At 39.0% G+C, this 20,837-nt stretch carries 16 protein-coding genes, 1 tRNA gene, 1 pseudogene and 1 riboswitch; of the genes and pseudogenes, 14 read left to right on the forward strand and 4 right to left on the reverse strand.

The window, feature by feature from the left end:
• Positions 1-128: 128 nt before the first annotated feature.
• The 3 genes and pseudogenes from ACFRAK_RS07115 (at position 129) to ACFRAK_RS07125 (ending at position 3,699) form a co-directional block, all read left to right on the forward strand.
• Positions 129-1,433, forward strand: a complete 1,305-nt coding sequence (locus ACFRAK_RS07115; RefSeq protein ID WP_387596965.1) for a helix-turn-helix domain-containing protein — start codon at positions 129-131, stop codon at positions 1,431-1,433.
• A 291-nt stretch (positions 1,434-1,724) separates the two neighbouring features.
• Positions 1,725-2,003: pseudogene (locus tag ACFRAK_RS07120) on the forward strand (LbetaH domain-containing protein); the annotation flags it as partial.
• Positions 2,004-2,400: 397 nt separating this feature from the next.
• Positions 2,401-3,699 carry a hypothetical protein gene (locus ACFRAK_RS07125; RefSeq protein WP_387596962.1) on the forward strand — a complete coding sequence of 433 codons (1,299 nt, stop codon included), beginning with the start codon at positions 2,401-2,403 and terminating at the stop codon, positions 3,697-3,699.
• 52 nt (positions 3,700-3,751) lie between these two features.
• On the opposite strand, the gene ACFRAK_RS07130 is transcribed toward ACFRAK_RS07125, so the two are convergent.
• Positions 3,752-5,097 (reverse strand): IS3 family transposase gene (locus ACFRAK_RS07130; protein ID WP_394571469.1). Its coding sequence is split into 2 segments (ribosomal slippage): positions 3,752-4,641 and positions 4,641-5,097, totalling 1,347 coding nucleotides; the frame shifts between segments, so codons are not numbered across the junction.
• Positions 5,098-5,377: 280 nt separating this feature from the next.
• Here ACFRAK_RS07130 and ACFRAK_RS07135 point away from each other — a divergent pair.
• Genes ACFRAK_RS07135 through ACFRAK_RS07145 form a run of 3 tightly spaced genes read left to right on the forward strand, consistent with a single transcriptional unit; the run spans position 5,378 to position 8,283 of the window.
• Complete coding sequence (locus tag ACFRAK_RS07135; RefSeq protein WP_387707717.1) at positions 5,378-6,550, forward strand: amidohydrolase; 1,173 nt, start codon at positions 5,378-5,380, stop codon at positions 6,548-6,550.
• A 12-nt stretch (positions 6,551-6,562) separates the two neighbouring features.
• Positions 6,563-6,763: a DUF3311 domain-containing protein gene (locus tag ACFRAK_RS07140; RefSeq protein WP_192207968.1), complete on the forward strand. Its 201-nt coding sequence runs from the start codon at positions 6,563-6,565 to the stop codon at positions 6,761-6,763.
• On the forward strand, positions 6,760-8,283 hold the full coding sequence (locus tag ACFRAK_RS07145; RefSeq protein ID WP_387707715.1) for a sodium:solute symporter family protein: 1,524 nt from the start codon (positions 6,760-6,762) through the stop codon (positions 8,281-8,283). Before ACFRAK_RS07140 ends, ACFRAK_RS07145 begins: the two co-directional genes overlap by 4 nt.
• A 236-nt stretch (positions 8,284-8,519) precedes the next feature.
• Here the strand turns inward: ACFRAK_RS07145 and ACFRAK_RS07150 are convergent, their stop codons facing one another.
• A complete protein-coding gene (locus ACFRAK_RS07150) occupies positions 8,520-8,648 on the reverse strand; it encodes a hypothetical protein (protein ID WP_318290963.1) in 129 nt (42 codons plus the stop codon).
• Positions 8,649-9,725: 1,077 nt separating this feature from the next.
• A complete protein-coding gene (locus ACFRAK_RS07155) occupies positions 9,726-11,069 on the reverse strand; it encodes an alpha/beta hydrolase family protein (RefSeq protein WP_394571470.1) in 1,344 nt (447 codons plus the stop codon).
• A 345-nt stretch (positions 11,070-11,414) separates the two neighbouring features.
• Positions 11,415-11,580: riboswitch (M-box (ykoK) riboswitch) on the forward strand.
• A gap of 282 nt (positions 11,581-11,862) precedes the next feature.
• On the opposite strand from ACFRAK_RS07155, the gene mgtE reads away from it, so the two are divergent.
• From mgtE to ACFRAK_RS07190, 7 genes are all read left to right on the forward strand, one after another.
• Positions 11,863-13,221, forward strand: a complete 1,359-nt coding sequence (gene mgtE, locus ACFRAK_RS07160) for a magnesium transporter (protein WP_394571471.1) — start codon at positions 11,863-11,865, stop codon at positions 13,219-13,221.
• A 495-nt stretch (positions 13,222-13,716) separates the two neighbouring features.
• Positions 13,717-14,745 carry an NADP-dependent oxidoreductase gene (locus tag ACFRAK_RS07165; RefSeq protein ID WP_387596947.1) on the forward strand — a complete coding sequence of 343 codons (1,029 nt, stop codon included), beginning with the start codon at positions 13,717-13,719 and terminating at the stop codon, positions 14,743-14,745.
• A gap of 32 nt (positions 14,746-14,777) precedes the next feature.
• Complete coding sequence (locus ACFRAK_RS07170; RefSeq protein WP_387705844.1) at positions 14,778-14,945, forward strand: hypothetical protein; 168 nt, start codon at positions 14,778-14,780, stop codon at positions 14,943-14,945.
• A gap of 415 nt (positions 14,946-15,360) precedes the next feature.
• Complete coding sequence (locus ACFRAK_RS07175) at positions 15,361-15,873, forward strand: hypothetical protein (RefSeq protein ID WP_394571472.1); 513 nt, start codon at positions 15,361-15,363, stop codon at positions 15,871-15,873.
• A 5-nt stretch (positions 15,874-15,878) separates the two neighbouring features.
• Entirely contained in the window at positions 15,879-17,312 is a 1,434-nt protein-coding gene (locus ACFRAK_RS07180) for an FUSC family protein (protein ID WP_394571473.1), read from the forward strand.
• Between the two features lie 146 nt (positions 17,313-17,458).
• Positions 17,459-17,872, forward strand: a complete 414-nt coding sequence (locus ACFRAK_RS07185) for a YbjN domain-containing protein (RefSeq protein ID WP_394571474.1) — start codon at positions 17,459-17,461, stop codon at positions 17,870-17,872.
• 185 nt (positions 17,873-18,057) lie between these two features.
• Positions 18,058-18,131, forward strand: a tRNA-Gly gene (locus ACFRAK_RS07190).
• A gap of 429 nt (positions 18,132-18,560) precedes the next feature.
• Here the strand turns inward: ACFRAK_RS07190 and ACFRAK_RS07195 are convergent.
• Positions 18,561-19,229, reverse strand: a complete 669-nt coding sequence (locus tag ACFRAK_RS07195; protein ID WP_387596941.1) for a B3/B4 domain-containing protein — start codon at positions 19,227-19,229, stop codon at positions 18,561-18,563.
• A 106-nt stretch (positions 19,230-19,335) separates the two neighbouring features.
• On the opposite strand from ACFRAK_RS07195, the gene queG reads away from it, so the two are divergent.
• Positions 19,336-20,475: a tRNA epoxyqueuosine(34) reductase QueG gene (queG, locus tag ACFRAK_RS07200; RefSeq protein ID WP_387596939.1), complete on the forward strand. Its 1,140-nt coding sequence runs from the start codon at positions 19,336-19,338 to the stop codon at positions 20,473-20,475.
• The last annotated feature ends 362 nt before the right edge of the window (positions 20,476-20,837 follow it).

The following is a 20,837-nucleotide window of genomic DNA, read 5'->3' on the forward strand; positions in this document are numbered from 1 at the left end:
AGTAGCACCGTTTATTTATGTCAAACGGTGCTTTACATGCTTTTATATTTGGAGCTCATATTTTCCATGTTGTGGTTGGTTATTTTGATATAATAAAACTAATAGTATGATGTAGGGGTGAAATAAACTTGTATAAAATTGGTGTTGTAGGTCCACTTTCATCTATAAAGAAAATTCGGGATGTTACCAATGAATTTGAACATGAAATAGATTTTATTGATTTTCCATATGAAGATGCACGTGAGGTAACGGACATTATAAAAAATCACCAAAATGCAGTAAATGGTTGGTTTTTCTCTGGACCGGTCCCATATCGAATAGCTAAAGAAATGTTAGATTCAGATGCCAATTTTACGTATTGTCCGCCTGTAGGATCTAGTTTATATAGATGTTTTCTACAAATGTCGGCAGATCAAAAATATTTTTTCGATAAGATATCCATCGATATGATTCGATTGGAAGACTTTTTTTTGCAAGAATCGCTACAAGAGCTGGGGATTTCCACCGAACATATTTATGTAAAAACATTTGATGAACAATATGATTTTCAAGACATTGTCCAATTTCACCTTCATCTGTGGAGGGAAGGGGCGGTACATGGTGTCCTTACCGTTTTACAATCCGTATATGAAGCATTGAAGAAGGAGAATGTTCCTGTTTACAAAATAAATATGACGAAGATGGAAATCCGGCAAGCGGTCAAGATTTTAATTGAAAAAGCAAAAAGTACTTATTTCAAAGATAGCCAGATAGGTGTGGAAATCATTGAAATTGATCAGTTCGATCAATTTGTTGACGAGGTTGATATTCGTTACCATCTGCAGCATGTTGAGCTTAAGATTAAACAAACATTACTTACATTTTGTGAAAAATTAGATGGATCCCTCATCGAAAATGGAAACGGCCGCTATCAAATATTTAGTTCACGAAAGGCAATTGAACGGGAAATTGGCAGCTTGCAAAGTACTGTTCAACAACTGGCCCTTGAAATGGATGTCCCGGTTGCAGTTGGTATTGGTTTTGGTGAGACGGCTGCATCTGCAGAAATCAATGCCCGTAAGGCGATCCGTCATTCGAAGAAGCAAGACAGTTCCGGAATTGTCGTTATCCAAGAAGATGGTGTAATGATTGAATCCGTAGGTCAAGAAGAACAATTGGCATATACCTTTCGTTCTGATGATAAAGAACTGCTAGATAAATTGAATCAGGCTAACATTAGTGTAAAAACGTATAAAAAGATAGAAGCATTGGTTGATCGTATGGGCTGGGACGGCTTCACTTCCTCAGACTTAGCCTCTCATTTATCAATGACCGTTCGAAATGCCCAGAGAATTATGAGTAGTTTGAGTGATAGCGGTTTAGTGGAGTACAAAGGAGAAGAACTTCAATCACCACGGGGAAGACCTCGTAAAATTTATAGGTTAAAGAAGTAACACCCTGACATTCTTGGTATACACGTAAATGAAATTCGAGTTGCGATGCATATTTTGAAGGCTATTCTTTGCTCTATGTGGATGCTGTTAAACCGTTAATTTCATGCGGTCATGGCACCCGTCGAAGGAAGTTTCTTAGCTACCCGGGGATCTAAAAAGTGACATCAAGAAATTTATGTCAATTTGTTGTAACGGGCAGAGTTGATTTTCCACGGCTGATTCACAAACTGCAAAAGGACAGGTGTATAAAAGGATTGGTTGTATTTTCCTTAGTTACCAATTTAATGGGGTATTGCAGACGAAGTATTTGTTGGTTTTAACTCCATTGTTTATACCGCAATTGTAGGAAGAGGAGCATTTATTTCTTATAATGCAGTAGTGACAAATGGCGTTCGGATACCACCTGGAGCTAATATTGATTCGCAGGAAAAAGCGGATGCACTTTCACGAGTACCAAAGGATAGTAAGGAATTTGCGAATGAAGTTCAACGAGTCAATCAGGAATTCCCTGCATCTTATCACTTGTTATTTGGGAAAAATCGTTGCTCCTGCGGAGTTGCCTATGACTAGTGAAATGCATGCTGGATCGAGTTCTGTTCGTAAGGACTCTTTATAGAAATGCGAAGCTGTCATTGAGGCAGCTTTTTTATTGTAATGGGCAGGAAAGTATAATAATTCCCAAGAGGAGATGTTCACGAATAAAAGTGTTGCATGATAAAATGAATCAAAAGAGAAAAGTTTGCGTGGGTATGAATACAACTATATATACCAGTGCTATCACTCTTTTCTTTTTGCTGCCGATACGATAAGAGTAACTAGACAACTCATAATCACGACTCAATACAAATTAAGCAATAATTAGGCAGCAGAAGAATTAGGATTATGATACCATGACTGAGATTAAACTAGGATATTCTAAAAAGAACAATGATTCTATTACAGATTATAAAAGGAAGTAGATTACCGGATGTATAAAATCGGACTGGTCGGCCTAAAGACTTCTATAGAACAAATTTTAATCTTGGCAGAAGAATATAAACATGAGTTGGAATTCATCTCTTTGCCCTATGTAAAGACAGAAGAGGTAGAGAATATTGTAAAGGAACATGAATCTAACGTACATGCATGGCTTTTTTCAGGTCCACTTCCCTATGAAATTGCCAAAAAGACACTAGGTACAGATAAAATAATGGTCCATGTTCCGGCCACGGAATCAGGTTTTTATAAATCCTTATTAGAAATGATCTACGAACAAGGGAAAATCATCGAGCATCTAAGTATTGATACTATGTCCTCAAATAATATTAGCGAAGAAGCTTTGTCCCAGTTGAATATAAAAACCAAAAAGATTTATACGAAAGTGTTTGAGACAGATGTTGATACGGATGAATTGGTGCATTTTCACTTGGATTTATGGAATACGGGAAAGACAGAAGGAGCTCTTTCTTGTTTTCCGTCCGTGTGTGAAGCTTTAAGGGAATATGGCATTCCAGCCTACCGTTTGTCGATGAGTAAGATGGAAGTGAGGCAAACGCTTCGAATTCTTTCTGAAAAAGTAAAGACATCTTACTTTAAGGATACACAAATCGGAGTTGAAATCATTGAAGTCGAATATTTTAACAAAGTGGCAGAGGAAATGAAAACTCCATATCATTTACAGTACTTGGAGCTTCGCCTAAAAGAAATGTTGATTCAACTTGGAGAAAAAATAAATGGCTCCTTTTCAGAGAAAGGGAATGGAAGGTACATGATTTTTAGTTCTCGCGGCGCAATTGAACGAGAAATCATTACGCTCGAAGATACCATACAAAAATTGGCCTTTGAAGCAGATACACCCGTTACCGTGGGAATTGGCTTTGGAGAGACAGCCTATTCAGCGGAAATCAATGCTTTTCGTGCTATTCAACATTCGAAAGAGATGAAAAAGCGTGAAATTGTGATTATTCAAGATGATGGAAAAATTATCGAATCACCAGGCAAAAAGAAAGAATTGCAATATGATACCCGTTCCCATAATAAACCTCTTATAGAAAAGTTGAAATACGGAAATATCAGTGTTAAAACGTATAAGAAAATATCGGCTCTTGTTCAAAGAATGGGCTGGAGTGATTTTACTACAAAGAATTTAGCGATACATCTTGAAATGACAGAGCGCAATGTACGGCGGATTGTTGCAGATATGTGCGAAGTTGATTTGGCACAATGCATTGGGGAAGAGGCTAATGCCACTCGTGGAAGGCCGAGTAAAATTTATCGATTATTATAAATAAAAGGCACCCATAATGAAGTGAACCCAAAAAGTTAGACACTTTATTTAGTTAGGCAACCTTGAGGGCATGAACCCGGTAATCAACCGGGCTCATGCCTTTTAATTTCACCTTAATTCGTTGGTGATTGTAATAATAAATATAATCTTCTAGTTCTTGTTTGAAATGCTTCATGCTGTCGAACGTTTGTAAATAAAGCAATTCGGATTTTAATAAGCCAAAGAAGTTTTCCATGACAGCGTTGTCGAGACAATTTCCCTTCCGAGACATGCTTTGTGTAATCGCATGTGACTTCAAGGTATGTGAATATGGTTTCATTTGGTAATGCCAGCCTTGATCCGAATGAAGGATGGGTGAATCTTCCGATTCCAATCGCATTATAACTTGGTCTAACATCTTGGAGACTAAAGGGTAAATAGGACGTGATTCGATATTGTAGGCGATGATTTCTCCTTTAAATAAATCAAGAATGGGAGATAAGTACAACTTCTCACCGTATAGATGAAATTCCGTCACATCAGTGACCCATTTTTCATTTGGCTTTGTTGCCTTAAAATCACGCTCGAGAATATTGGGCGCAATCTTTCCAACCTTGCCTTTGTACGAACGGTATTTCTTCATACGTACCATACACTTTAAACCCAACTCATTCATCAATCGAAGCACCGTTTTATGGTTAATCACAATGCCCCGATTATGTAATTCTAAGGTGCTGCGTCGATATCCATATCTCCCCTTATTCGTCTGAAATATCTCTTCGATGACAGGCTTTATCTCCACGTATTTATCCTGACGCCCGAAGGCGTTTCTCCAATAATAATAGGTGCTCCGTGCGATATTCGCGACAGATAGAAGTAGCTTTAAATTAAATTCTCCCCTTAGTTCGTGCGCTACTTTCGCTTTTTCTTGCGTTCTGACGCTTCTCTTTCCTGAACTAAGGCGTTTAACTTTTTTAAATAGGCATTCTCCGCACGTAACCGCTCATTTTCAGCCTTTAATGCTTCTAATGATCCTTCTGCTAGTGGTTTCTTGGTTTCTTTTTTCATGGATGGACGCCCCTTTTTCTTTGGTTTGAGGGCGTCTACTCCTTCCGCTTCACATTGTTTTTGCCAAAGTAATAGGGTAGAAGGTGCCGGAATATTGAAAAACGCAGCGGTTTCACGGAGAGACGTCCCCTGTAAGTTCATATATTCAAGTACTTTCAGTTTATCTTCTACCGTATAAGTTGTATAGCGTTTTTCGAATGCACGTTCTCCATGATATTGGTACTGTCGAATCCAATTGAGTAATACTCCAGAGTTAACACCAACAGATTTAGCTATGCTTTTATGTCCCTCTGTTCCTTCAAGATATCTCTGTACCGCTTGTATTTTTTGTTGTGCTGTAAATTTGGCCATAGAGAAACTGCACCTCCAATTGATAGATGTGTCTAACAATTGGGGTGCAGTTCATTTGGGGTGCTTTTTTATTTTCGCTTCATGCTGCGTTTCAATTTTTTTGTAAAGCATGGAGAGTAGATGAAGTTTGAAAACAGTTTGGAATTTTCGAAAAATATTGAAATAAACACCGAGGGAGATTATACTCTATTTAAGGAATTTTTTCCTTAAACTATCCTAAAACAAGGACTGTTATGTAAATTGAATGAAAAAGGGGTTGTAGTGGGTGTCTCAAACGATAATGATTCATGATTTAATCGAGGCTGTTAAAGATGAAGTGGTTGCTTGGAGAAGATATTTACATAAGTATCCGGAGCTGTCTTTCCAGGAGGAAAAGACAGCACAATTTGTTTATGAAAAGCTGCAAACTTTTGGTGAATTGGAAATTTCGCGTCCGACAAGAACGAGTATTATGGCTCGTTTGATCGGTCAGCAGCCTGGGAAGGTTATTGCACTGAGGGCAGATATGGATGCGCTTCCAATTGTAGAAGAGAATGATTTTGACTTTGTGTCACAGAATTCTGGAGTTATGCATGCTTGCGGACATGATGGGCATACGGCGATGCTGCTTGGTACAGCAAAAATTCTTACACAGTTAAAGGATCAAGTTAAAGGGGAGGTGCGCTTTTTATTTCAGCATGCTGAGGAATTGCCGCCCGGTGGAGCTCAAGAAATGGTGAAAGCCGGTGTGCTTGATGGAGTGGATATGATCATTGGATCCCATCTCTTGTCAACTCTTCCTTTAGGGAAAATTGGTTTGGGCTACGGTCCGGTGATGGCTGGAGCTGATACTTTTAACATTACCGTTATGGGGAAAGGGGGGCACGCCTCACAGCCTGAACTTACCGTCGATCCCATAGCGATTGGAACACAGGTTGTATCGAATCTCCAGCATATAGTTTCGAGGTATCGGGATGCCCAGGAAGCGCTTGTGATTTCAGTGACCCAGTTCCATGCGGGAAGTGCGATTAATGTCATTCCAAGTAGTGTAAACATTGGTGGATCGGTTCGAAGCTTCAATCCAGAACTACGGGAAGAAATCCCGAATTTTATCGAGCGTATAGTAAAAGGAATTACGGAAGCGCATGGAGCCACTTATGAATTCGATTATCTGTTTGGTTATGCTCCTACCATTAATGATGAAGAAGTTACCAGATTGATGGATGAAACGATCTGTGAAGTATTTGGTGAAGAAAGTCGAGAGATTTTAAGGCCAATTATGGGAAGTGAAGACTTCTCTGCTTTTCAAAAAGTGGTTCAGGGATCTTATATTGTAATAGGGGCTCGTAATGAAGAAAAAGGGATAATACATCCTCACCATCATCCAAAATTCACTTTCGATGAACAGGCTTTACAAAATGGGGTGAAGTTATTTGTTCATGGGACTTTGAAAATGTTAAATCTAACATACTAGGGGGTTGAGAGGATGAAAAAAATATATTGGCTCGGAATTATCCCGTTTCTTGGCTTTATTGTGGGCGCTTTGTTTACAAATAAAGTGACTCCCTATGTTCTGGGAATGCCATTTTTTCATTTTTGGATTGTACTCTGGTCTGTGCTGACCACAGGTATAATGGGGGTTATTTACCTACTGGATCCGGCTAATCAGAAGGGAGATTCAAGATGAATATTGCCGTTTTTTTTATCCTGTTTTTTTTCGTTATTTCTGTTTTGATCGGTATCCAGGCTAAAAAAGGGAAAGAAATGAACTTGGAACAATGGTCGGTTGGAGGACGCGGGATGGGAGCCCTATTGATTTTCCTCTTGTCCGCTGGTGAAATGTATACAACCTTTACCTTTTTGGGTGCAAGTGGATCTGCTTATGGGGAAGGGGGGTCCATCTTTAGTATCGTATCATATGGCTGCCTGGCTACAGTGATTTCCTATTGGACATTTCCTGCTATCTGGAGGTATGCAAAGAAACACCAATTAGTTTCGCAATCTGACTTTTTTGTAAAAAAATATCAAAGTCCTTATCTTGGTGTGCTTGTTGCGGTTATAGGTGTTGTAGCCTGTACTTGCTACTTAGTGCTGCAATTGAAGGGGTTAGGATATATCGTTTCAGCAACATCCTATGGGGCTATTTCTTCTACAGCTGCCATTTGGGCCGGAGCAATTGGCGTTACCATTTTTGTAATGGTTTCCGGTATTCACGGCTCTGCGAGGACAGCTATTTTGAAGGATATTCTGATTCTTGGCATTGTCGTATTTTTAGGAGTTTATTTCCCTCTTCATTATTATGGCGGGCTCCAACCTATGTATGAAGCAATTGAAAATGCAAAGCCGAACTATACTATACTTCCAGATCAGGGAATGAGCGTTTCGTGGTATATATCCACTGTTATATTAAGCTCTATTGGATTTTATATGTGGCCGCACGGGTTTTCTCCTATATATGCTGCCTCTAGCGAAAAAGCTTTACGGAAAAACGCAATCCTAATGCCCATGTACCAACTGATATTATTGTTTGCCTTTTTTGTTGGTTTTGCAGCGATCTTGCAGATGCCTGGATTAAAAGGCGGCGAAGCCGATCAAATCTTGCTGCAGCTATCTAAACAGGATTTTGATCCATGGTTTGTGGGCTTAATCGGTGGAACTGGCGTGTTAGCCGCTTTAGTGCCAAGTTCCATGCTCCTGATGTCCATATCAACAATGCTTGCAAAAAATGTATATTGCGTATTCACTCCATCAGCAACGGAAAAACAGATTGCAAAACTGGTAAAATACTTGGTTCCCCTAATTTCTCTCTTAGGGATTTACTTGACCTTTAAAGGTGGAAGTTCCCTCTTTAGTCTCGCTCTAATCGCCTATAATTTCATTACACAACTTGCTCCTGCCTTTTTCGCAAGTTTGATGAGAAAGAATTTTGTAACCAAACATGGGGCATTTGCCGGGATAATAACAGGAGGGGTGCTAGTCTCTATTATGGAACTGGGGAACATGAAAATCAGTCAACTATTTCCTCATCTTCCTCAAGCAATTAAAGACCTGAATGTAGGAATTATTGCCCTATTTGTCAATATCGTAGTATTGGTGGTGGTTAGCTTGATGACAAAAAACATTAATTATACTCATCAAGGTACCGATAGTTTGGAAACGACAACGGAAGGGCACAAGTTTCCAACACCAAAAGAATCAAATAGTTAACTTAACATGATAAATAATTTCACTAACGATATGATAATGAAAAATGAATGCGCTCTTTTCTGGGGGCAGTTTTGCAGGACGCTATTTACAGTTCGGATAACGCCGATGATGAATTGGGCTTTCTGGAATCAAAGTTGTCCGTGCACATATGCTTGACAGCCTTCTGTCCAATAACAAAGAAGATGGTCTACAAAAGGAACAAACCGGTCTGAATATGGCCGGTTTGTTTCAGTTAATTACTCTGTTTTGGAACTTTGATCTTTATTTCTTTTATTTCCTTTACTGTTGTCCCCACTAACAGGAGTTTGACCGTGTAATTGCGGTGAATTTTGGTTACCGCTGCCTTTATTGAATTTTTTTGTCATGTCTCACATCTCCTTTCTTTTTTCAAATACAGTTTGTCCCTTTTTGGTGATCTTATGTTTTCACTTGGTAAGAACATCAAATCCAAGTGATATTCAAACCATTGTTTCAAAAATAAAAACCGAAAATTGCCTTTCAGGATATAGGCATGTGATAAAAATATTTTGACGTACAACAAGAAAGAAACATGAACCTTGAGATGCTGCGAGGAAACGCATTTCTTTCACACTGCATCTAAGGCCAGAGTAAGATTTTGTTGAAAAAGAGTCGTTCACCAATTCCAAACTGGGGTCAATTCAAGTGGACAATATTTCCAAAAACTACCTCGATAAAATATAGTTTTCGCACTAATTTTGGAATGACAAAAACTGATTTTGGTATGTACCTTATGAAGGGCCTGCCGAATATTTGCTCCACAGTTACTAGCACTTGTACCATTAATTCGACATGAGAGCTTTTCTGGTTACTGTTTTTTCTTAATTAGTGCCATTTTATTTTTCATGCTCTTTCAAAAAGGCTGTTTTCGCATACTTTGTTGCTATTACCAAGTAAAGCGGTGTGGTTGATTTCCCCTCCAGATCCTCGCTTTCCGCGGGGCGGGCGGTGAGCCTCCTCGGCGTAAACGCCTGTGGGGTCTCATCTGTCCCGCAGCTCCCGCAGGAGTCTCGCACTTACGCTACAATCAACCTTAAATCGTTAAGTTTTTAAAAACAACAATCTTTACGAAAAGAGCCTTCAAAAAAGATTATTAGCATATAATTTAAAAGTGGGACAGAGTATCTCGGAGAAAATATAAAAAACAAAAGGCAGATTGATTCTGCCTTTTGTTTTTAGGTTTAAAAATTCCCCTGTTGGTCTTTCTAAACTATATTGATTATTCCTATTCATGATTTAACCACTATAACCATCTTTCATTCAGCGTCCACAAATTTCAATTTCTATAGATTTGGGTGAAATTCTTTCCTGCTAAATGTACTCTAGATGTTAAATTTTTTGACTTCTTCTATATCAACGCCTATGGTTATCATTATGAATGTCAACAACAACCCGATCACCTGAACCCGGGGGAGAAGCAATTCTCAATGGTTATTTTTATGACCGTCATTACTTGTAATGTCATTTTTGTTTAAAAATTCAATGATTCCATTCACCAATCCAGGGGATAAAGGTAGTTCAGGATTTGTATATGTTGCTAAATTTCCCTTTCGATCTTCAGGGGCTTCTTTCAAGACATGATTCATCTTTTCAAGTATAAGTAATTCAGAATCTTTTTTTTCATTATGTAATGCTTTTGCGTTGGTTGCCGGCACTTGAATATCTCTATTACCGTTCACGATTAGAACAGGGATGTTCAGTTCCTTTACTAATTCTATCGGGTTATATTGAATCCATGATATCATGTAAGGCTGAACAGAAGGTCGGAATACACTTTGTAGATCAGCACTGACAGTCCCGATTTGTTTTCCTTGTTTAAGCTTTGCCAGTATTTCTTTGGATTCCGTTAATAACGTCGGTGTCAGTTGCTCTTCAAGCTGTTTAATGAGTACTTGGTCAATGGGTTCGCCTGCACCCGCCAATGAAATGAATATATCTGTTTCCGTTTTCTTTGCGGCTGCCATCCCAATTAAAGAGCCTTCACTATGGCCGATGATGCCAACTTTGGAAAAACGGCCATCCTTTTTGGCAAATTGAGCCCAAGCAGCTGCATCATCAATATATTGTTCAAATCTCAGGTCCTTTTCTTTTCCTGCCAATTGCATATTTTCACCAATTCCGCGCTTATCATACCTAATGCTTGCGATACCTTTTTCTGCAAGACTCTCGGCTAACATTTTTAAACTATTATTTTTTCCGGGATTTGCAATGGAGTTACCATCTTTATCGGTTGGACCAGAACCGGCAATTATAATCATCACAGGGAAAGGCCCTTCATTTTTGGGTGTTTCCAAAAGACCTTTTATGGTTCCGTTCTTTAAGTCGGCCTGCACGATTTCACCTGTTTCTTTCTCTTTAACTGCCTGATCGGATTTCTTAAGCAATTCAAAGGGGAACGATTGCCCATTTTGAACAAATGTTCCTGAAATCCTTTCCTTATCTAATTTCCCATCAAACGTTATTTTCTGATTTTGGATATCCATATTAAAAAACAAGTCTGAATTGCTTAACTTTACGCTTGTTAAGGGGAATTCGTTCAACCCTTGTACAGGAATGCTTATCGTTCCATCTTTCTTCGTGAAATGAACAATGATTGGAAGCGGTTGATTTGGAATCTTAATATCTCCCTCCCACCTGCCTTCAATAGCTTTCAATGAGCTCACTTCCTTCGATTTCTCTTCCACCTCTACCGTGTCCTTGGTTCTGCAACTTACCATTAATACAAAAGCACTTACGATAAAACATATAATCGCCAAAGGTCTTTTCATTTGAGCAATCCCTTTCTTTAATAATTAGAGATAAACATGTAAAGTGTTTCTTTGTTTCAGCCATTCATATCCGTCTTCATTATAAGTAAGTTCTAATATATAATTCCAATATTTTCCCTTGAAAAGATGTTTATTTTTCCAATTTACCCTTTTAAATATGGTGGCAGTATGGGACGTTTTAAAAAAATATCGAAGAGACATTCAATCAGACTGTCTTAATCGGGAGCGCTTAAGTCGGTTTTTCTCATGGCACTCTTTTAAAGGTAAGAAATTAGGTCAAAATTAGATGATTTGAATCAAACATTGACATCTAAAAGAAACTCTTTTAGAGTGAATTTGTAAATTAAATATCCTCGTTAGGTGAGGCTCCTGTGTAGGAGATACGCTACTGCCCAAAAACGTCGAAAGACGCCAATGGGTCAACAGAAACCATCGACATAAGGTGGTTTTTAATGTAGCTGGCTTTGTCCTATGCCACACAGTGCTAAAGCTCTACGAATGGAGGAACTGGATTTATGCTTGTATTTGTCATTCAGTCATATACGACTGTTTGTATTTGTCATCCAGGCAATGTACGCATATAAACCGTATTAAGCACCTTCATTTGTAATGGAGGTGCTTTTATTTTTTTCTGGAGGTGAGGGTAGTGGGGAACTATTCACGACGATATATTCGAAGCTTAATTAAAATTGAATGAACACAAAGAGTTTGGGAAGGGGAATAATAATATTTTTTTTACTCTTGATATTTAAGGGAAATATTTTTTGGCTCCCCTAAAGGAGTGAGTGACGAAATGATAAAAATCCTGACGGAAGATCAAATGACTTTACAAATCATAAAAGTATTAAAAGAAGGAAAAAAGAAAGAATTTCAAGCAATATTAGAAGAACTCCAACCATATGACATTGCGCGAATTTTTGAGGGGCTTCCAGAAAAACATCATACACGTTTCTTATTATTACTTGATTCAGAACAAATCGCTGAACTGATTCAAGAAGCTGAAAAGGTTCATCAATTGAAAATCCTTAGTAAATTAGGAATAGAGAAATCCGGCCATGTAATGGATCTAATGGATAATGATGACCTAGCTTCATTGTTAGAGGACCTATCCCCTGAAAAAATTGAAGAACTTCTTTTTGGTATGAAACAAGAAGAATCAAAAATCGTTCAAAATATCATGAATTATCCACCTGAAACGGCAGGGCGAATAATGACAAACCGTTTCGTATGGATACCCCAACATTATACGGTTCGAGAATCAGTTGAAAAGCTGAAAGTCTTTGCGGAGTTTTCGGAAACGATCAATTATCTTTATGTAATAGATAATGATAAAAAATTAGTAGGTGTTGTGTCATATCGGGATTTAATAATAAATGATGAATCTGAAAAAATTCAAGATATTATGTATAGCCGGGTTATCTCCGTATTTGCTTATGAAGACCAGGAAGAGGTAGCGCGTGTTATTGAGCGATATGATTTTTTAGCAATTCCTGTAGTTGAAAAAAATAATGAGTTATTAGGAATTGTGACCGTCGATGATATTATTGATGTTGTCATTAAGGAAGCGAATGAAGATATTGAAAAATTATCGGCTTCGGGAAAAGCTATAGACTTTGACACGAAGGCGCACGTGGCCGCATATCGTCGGCTGCCCTGGCTTATTTTACTTTTATTTATCGGATTAGTGTCCGGAACGATAATAAGCGGTTTTGAAGAAACATTGTCCAAAGTTGTTGCACTTGCTTTCTTCATGCCGATGATTGCAGGGATGACTGGAAATACTGGTACTCAATCTTTAGCTGTTGTTGTAAGAGGCCTAATCACTAGTGATACGGATAAAGGTGTCGTAACCAGACTTATCATACGGGAAATGAAAGTTGGATTGATAATAGGGATTACCTGTGGAATATTAATTTCCATCATTGCTTATGTTTGGCAGGGAAATCCTGTTCTAGGATTAGTGGTTGGAAGTTCGTTAGTGATGACCCTAATTATCGGGACATTAGCTGGGACCATCATTCCTTTGATATTATATAAATTCAACATAGATCCTGCCGTTGCTTCTGGTCCGCTAATTACAACACTGAATGATATACTTTCGTTACTCATTTACTTTGGAATTGCAACGATGTTTATTTCAAAATTGATGTAGACTTTCCAGTAAACCAAGTTCACATATGCTTGCAAAGTTTTTTTAAGTGTGAACTTAGTCTCAAAGATTTCAGAACAAAATGTCCATACCGACGATTTAAATCGGAATTATAGATAAGAAGAAAAAAAGTAGCTGCTGAGCTTGAACATTTGCCAAGCAGACTAAAAATAGTGTATTTCAAGCTGCGGCCTTTTCCGGTATCCAAAAGGGGAAAGGCTGTTAAATTTTCCTGGGAAGCGAACCGTATAATATAGAAGTCTACGTACATGATTTATTCTTAAACGAACATTGAAGGTAACAAAGCCAATTGCTGATGACCTTTATATGAAAGGAAAACATGGGACATAATAGGTCGTAGCAAGTTTAGGATTTGCAGGAAAGGCTACATAAAGAGTGTTATGGAAGCAATAGCCAATCATATTCTTTGACCGATGAACTTCATCAGTGATACGCTTCTTTTCGAAATTACGTATTTAAAACCAAGGAGGAACAATGATGACACAAACCAAACAGCAAATGATCACCCTGGCAAATCGTCCAAAAGGTATGCCTTCGAAAGGGGATTTTAACTTTGTTGAGAGTGACGTTCCCACACCAAAGGATAATGAAATTTTAGTACGTACACTATATTTATCTGTCGATCCATACATGCGTGGCAGAATGCAAGATACAAAATCATATATTGCTCCATTTGAATTGAATAAGGTTATCACCGGTGGAGTGGTTGCTGAAGTTGTTGAGTCCAAATCGAATTCCTTCAAACAAGGGGATGTCGTTGTCGGGAATATCGACTGGGCGGAATACACAGTTGTCACTGAAAATGAAATCCGTGTGATCGATCCCAAGGTGGCTCCGGTCACAACTCATTTAGGGATTCTTGGAATGACCGGTTTAACTGCTTATTTTGGCTTGCTTGATATTGGTAAACCTCAAGAAGGTGAAACTGTAGTGGTTTCAGGAGCGGCTGGAGCAGTTGGGTCAGCAGTCGGACAAATTGCTAAGATTAAAGGTGCGAAGGTTGTTGGCATCGCCGGTTCAGATGAAAAACTTGAGTACTTAACGAAAGAGCTCGGATTTGATGGAGCCGTAAATTATAAAAGAGATAGTTTTAAGACAGATTTAGCTAATGCTGTTCCCGATGGAGTCGATGTTTATTTCGATAATGTGGGCGGCGAGGTGTCCGATGCTGTTTTCACACTTTTGAATGCGAATGCCCGAATTCCATTATGCGGAGCGATTTCCTCGTATAATGCAGAAGGGAAAGATCTAGGACCGCGTCTGCAATCGGCGATGATCAAAACGAGTGCCCTTATGAAAGGTTTCACAGTTGGGAATTATGCAGCTAGATTCCAAGAGGGGGCTACTGATTTAGGTAAGTGGCTTCAAGAAGGAAAGCTGAAGTACGAAGAAACGATTATTGAAGGATTCGAAAACACACCTGATGCCTTTTTAGGTTTATTTAAAGGAACGAACCTCGGTAAACAGCTTGTAAAAGTTGCGGAACCTGAATTCGCTCAACTATAAGATTAGGGAACAAAGTGGAGGCGGAATCTTGTTTGACCTTTGAAAATGAAGGTGTATTAAAAGAGCTGTTATTTCAAAAAAATCCCGTTAAACCAATAATAGAGGTCGAAGCACATCTTTCAGCTAAATTGATGTGCTTCGACCTTTTTCTATTTGGATGGTGTCCATTCCTGATCATTTACAAAGCATGTCCTTCATGAAAGATAATCAAGCTTTGGAGTAAAAAAGAATTCTCTGGATTTTCATATGTTGGGATCAATGTCGTTATCGGACAATTTGTCGCTATGAATAACACCCGAGATAAGATAGTTATATATATCATCAATAATTTCGATACTGGTCACTAACACATGAAAGGCCGTGTTTGTCTATCTGTTGAAGGGATGACAGTGATGTTCCTTCTTGAAAGTCAAGGGCTTCGATACATGTGGAAATCATACGAAAATTAGGTGTAAAACAAAGGCTAACAAGAATTACTTACCCTTTACCGTATCTTTTTCTCCATATGAAGGATATTAAAAAAGGGTCTCTATAAACATGGCTCTCGACATAATGACATGATAAAGTAAAAAGAACAGTTACCTAGGTAATCATTTGATGAAAGGGAAAATTGAAATGAGTAAAGATAAGCAAGGGACATCTTCAAAATCTCTGAAGTTGGATGTAATACATACGACATTTAAACAGGCTTTTGAATTAAAAAAGAATCCATTTCCTTGGATAAAAGCTTTAAGTGCAGGGATAGCGGCTGCCTTACCTGTTTTCATTGGCTTATTATTCGGCAATTTAGCGTACGGTTTACTGGCAGGAATAGGCGGTTTCACTTATTTATACGTATTTAACCAACCGTATCACCAAAGAGCTAAAAAGATTTTCTTTGTGATGGTGGGTCTTGCTTTATCTGTTGTATTAGGGACGCTTTTGGCTCCATACCAATTGGGAACAGCCATAATGATGGGGATCATCGGGGCAAGTGTTTTTTTTATTTTTGGTGCATTAAAGATTACCGGTCCTTCGGCGGTTTTCTTTGTCTTGAGTTTTGCGCTAGCGACAGGTATGCCCATCGATCAGACGCTTGCACCGTTGCGTGGAGGTCTTGTTTTATTGGGGGGGCACTGTCTTGGATAATCTGTATGTTAGGTTGGTTTTTCAATCCTCATGGACCAGAAAAGCTTGCGGTGGAAAAGGTGTACAGAGAATTGGGTGCATTTTTTGATTCGCTAGGCACCGGGAGATTCAATGCAGCAAGACAAAGAACGGTATTGGCGATGAAACAAGCGGAAGGTACATTGTTAGCCGGGTTTTCAAACAGGCGAAGCTCAGACATGTTAAAGCGGTTGTTTCTATTGAATGACCAGGCGAATGTCATTTTCCTGGAAGCATTGGAACTATCCTTGCACAAAAAGTTTGTGCTACCGCCAGAATTAGGACAATCGGTACGTGCCTTGGCTGACTCCATTGCATCTAAAACTAAAAATGAATCAAAGATTCTTCAGCCGGACCAAATGGAACTAGAGGTTGCAAAGCTATTCGTAGAAATTTACAATGCGGATGCCATCATGAATGAACCGGTTAGTAAAATCCACAAGGAAGCTTCAATCTCAAAGCCTTCTTTAAAAACGATTTTTCTTGGGGCGTTCGATAAGAACTCGATTGTCTTTCTCTCTTCCGTTCGATATGGAACAGTCCTTACCATTGCGGCCATCATCGCCTATTCCGCTGATTTTAACCGTTCGTACTGGATTCCCTTATCCTGTGCAGCCGTTATGTCAGGTGCGACCATCGTTGCCACATTTCATCGTGCGGTACAAAGGACCTTCGGGACAATAATTGGACTCCTATTGGCAAGCTTAATTCTTGCATCCGTTCATAACGAGTTCATTATCGTTCTGATCATTTTGTGTTTGACAATCATTACAGAGCTTTTCATCGTACGGAATTATGGATTGGCGGCGATGTTTTTTACCCCTTCAGCTTTAATCATGGCGGAATATTCAACTCAAAGCTATGATTTTAGTTTTTTTGCGACCGTAAGAATAACCGATATCGTCGTCGGGAGCATGATAGGTCTTCTTGGATCGCTGCTAATCGGCAGTCAATCGGCCTCAAGCCTTCTCAATCATTTGATGGCCAAAACCATTCGAAGCCAGGGGCAATTTCTGTTGGTGGCGTTCTCTGGACAGGATAATGGACTTGCAATCGATGAAAGCAGTGAAAGGAACAAAATGCAAACCAATATGGTTAATCTATTAACGGTCTACAATGCGGCTCTTGGTGAGATATTCAAAAACAAGGCTAGACTGGAATCTCTTTGGCCCGTAATATTTTCGATAGAACAGCTGGGATATTATTTAAATGCAAGCTTGAAATTCTCCGATCGGTCGGTACTTTCAGAGAGTGAACTTGCTCAATTACTGTATGTTTTTGAAACAATGGCAATCGCTGCAGATAAGGGGCGGTCACTTACTAATAAAGAGGTTCCGGAAATTGAAGGGTACTCAAAAATCCGCCACGAAATTTTGGATCTTCAAAAAGCACTTCGGTTTTGCGGTGAAGCAACGAGTTAATCAATCTAGTGATTCTAATAAGGGAGTTCTTATTAGAATCTCAATCGCCACTGTTAATAAGATGAAATGGGCAGGATTATAGAAAAGTCTGTAAAAATGCCGGTTTTCATTATAAAATGTATTTACAAACAGAAAGGTGATGAACCATGTCAAACGTTGCTAAATTTCGTGATTTTTTAACTAGTGAGAAAATCTATATGAATGAGTTGAAAGAAGATGGCACCACCTTTTTTAGAGCCGAGCAAAAGTTAAAGGACGGGTGGAAGGTCCTTTTAGTATTTGCTTTCAATCAAGATGAAAATGTGGCGGACTTATTTTGCTTTAATGTCGCCGAGTTGAAGAATCCTGAAAAGAAACAGGATGTACATACACTGTTGAATGAATATAATGCTAATTTTAGGTATTCCAAGCTGTATGAAGAAAATGGGACCATTTCCATTCGGTATTCATACTCCATTGAGGGGGACATCGTACCGGATCTGGCGTTCAGGAAGTTAATCATGCTGTTTGAAACGGCACAGCAGGTTTATCCGCGGTTAATGGAAGTCATTTGGTCTTAAATCATCATATAGGATGAAAAAGTTCTCTGAATCAGGGGACTTTTAACATCTTTACTAGAGTGAATGAATATATTAACGTTACAATACATTAATTATTAAATTTTTTTAAAAGAACTATTGCATTTTTTCACATTAAACTATATAATTAATTTTGTTAGTGATTCGACAAAGTTCTACATGGATATGCGGGTGTAGTTTAGTGGTAAAACCTCAGCCTTCCAAGCTGATGATGAGGGTTCGATTCCCTTCACCCGCTCCAATACATACTCATAACGTAGGGTTTCGTTACCTGGAGAACGAAGCTTTGCGTTTAAATATTATTACAAGAATTCTACTGTTCACAGTGGGATTTTTTTATTGTCCCAATTAACTACATTCTATGGAAGCGGTAATACCGGATGTCATACCGTAATGAAAATCGTAGCTTTCTATTTATTGTGATTCTACATCTGGGAGAGTGGGGATTTCGATGCAAACTTGTTCAAAGAGATTAACTATGTTAGTAGAATCAGTTTGAATAGGTGTGTGTTTTTATTGTTCAAACTGAAAAGCTTGTGTAATTAGGTATGACCGAACGGTTGAATAAAAGGATATTCGCGCACTGGTTTTATTTATCCATATAAGTTAGGAAGAATCATGAAAAGACCCCTTCCGATTGTGGAAAGGGCTTATTTCCGTTCAATTTTAATTATCCTTCTACTATCGAGTAAGTCCCTACACCCCCGTGGATTTCAAGGAACATGTCCATCAAGGATTTCGTTAGCTGATTTGCTTCGGTGATTGGAGTATTGGGTTGTAAATATATGATTTGGATGGCCTTTTTCGTTCCTTCGGTGACTTTCGTGCGTTCTGAATCAACGTAAGGACTTCCGAATGCGCCATCATGGTCGGCTGATGTAATCATATTTTCCATGGAATTCAAGCGGCCGTTCAGTCCCTCATAACCATCTGACCCTTCGCCAATCTTTATCGAGATGTCTCCTGATAATTTGTCCGCATCATAAATGCCGATCGGAACTTCATATAACAGCGAGAAGAAGTTATTCAAATCGATGGCTGAATGGATGGGTGCCAAGTAATTCTGTTTTTTTACGCGGCGGTAAAGGGCTTCCACGGAGGGGCGATACCGCGACGGGTTTGCTCCTGTAGCCTTGAAAATCTCCCGCCACGCTTTAATGCCGGAAAAGTCGGTCAATTCCTTTTCTTCAAGGTCGAAGAAAAGTGCTTCCTGAAATAGTTGTAGTCTTCCTTTCACCATTTGCGGGGAGGGACCTACTTCGATGTTTTCATATGTAATGATCCCGACTTTGAATTCAGGGATTTTACTGCTTAGATTAGCTGATATGGTAATTTCCAACCGTTTCACCTCCAAAAATGATTGCAATTAGTTTATCATAGATAGCAATGGTTTGAAATGGATTCAAGCTTCAATGGGAATACTGAATGAAGTAGGTGATTAATATATGGATATGAACTTATTCAAGCAAGAAGTGATTTTATATAGTAAGGAAATCGGCATTGATAAAATCGGCTTTACATCGGCCACGGCTTTTACCGAATTGAAAGGTAGGCTGATACGTCAACAGGAGCTGGATTATCAGTCAGGGTTTGAAGAAGCCGATATAGAAAAGAGGGTAAGGCCTGAATTGATATTCGATAAACCGCAATCCATCATTTCGATTGCGCTTGCATATCCTTCGAAATTGAAGGATGCTCCGCAAAGTACAAAAAGTGAGCGACGCGGGATCTTTTGCAGGGCTTCTTGGGGAACGGATTATCATACCGTTCTTCGAAATAGATTGCAGTTACTTGAGAACTTCATTAAAGATAAAGTGCCAGGAGCATTGACGAAATCCATGGTTGATACGGGTGAATTATCAGATAGGGCAGTGGCTGAGCGTGCGGGAATTGGCTGGAGTGGAAAAAACAGTATGATCATCACTCCGGAATTCGGGTCTTATGTATATTTGGGGGACATGATTACCAACCTGCCATTTGAACCTGATCAACCGATGGAAGATCAATGCGGGACATGCAATAAATGCGTCGATGTTTGCCCGACTGGTGCGCTCGTTCAGGGCGGGCAGCTAAATTCCAAGCGTTGCATTGCATTCTTAACGCAGACAAAAGGTTTCCTTCCGGATGAGTTCAAGACGAAAATAGGCAATCGTTTGTATGGGTGTGATACATGCCAGACAGTTTGTCCGAAAAACAAAGGAATGGATTTTCATTTCCATGAAGAGATGGAACCCGACCCAGAGCTGGCGAAACCGCTGTTGAAACCATTGCTTACGATTTCAAATCGGGACTTTAAAGAGAAATACGGCCATGTATCTGGATCTTGGCGTGGTAAAAAGCCAATCCAACGAAATGCCATTTTAGCATTGGCCCACTTCAAAGATGAAACGGCATTGCCCCAATTGATACAGGTCATGAAGAAAGATCCAAGGCCTGTAATCCGAGGAACGGCGGCTTGGGCAGTCGGGAAAATTGGCCGGGAGCAGGCCGTTTCCATTCTGGAAGAAGCAAGAATGAAGGAAACGGATGAAGAGGTACTGGCGGAAATTGAGAAAGGACTGCAGTTTACCTTGGAAACAAAATGATATTTAAGATGTAGAGGCTGTCCATAAGTCGTAAATGACTTTTGTGACAGCTTCTTCCTCTTTTTTTTAGTTATGGAAATTACCACTCTAAGTAGTAGTCTTTTGTAGTAAATACATTATTGAACAGAAGATAAAACTTAGTATCGATTATCAGCAGAACTTACATCCCCGTCATAAGATTGCTGTTATACGGGTATATTTGTTACGGCATCTACCAATTCATACTTAAGGTGAGCTGCAGCACCGCTTATTTGGGACACTTGCCATGCTGAATAACTAGTTGTTGTACTATTCCTGCGATGGAGATGTTTGTATATATATAAATAAATATATACCTGTGGGAACCTAAAAATAGAGATTAT

The sequence above is a fragment of the Peribacillus sp. NPDC056705 genome (genome assembly GCF_043656335.1).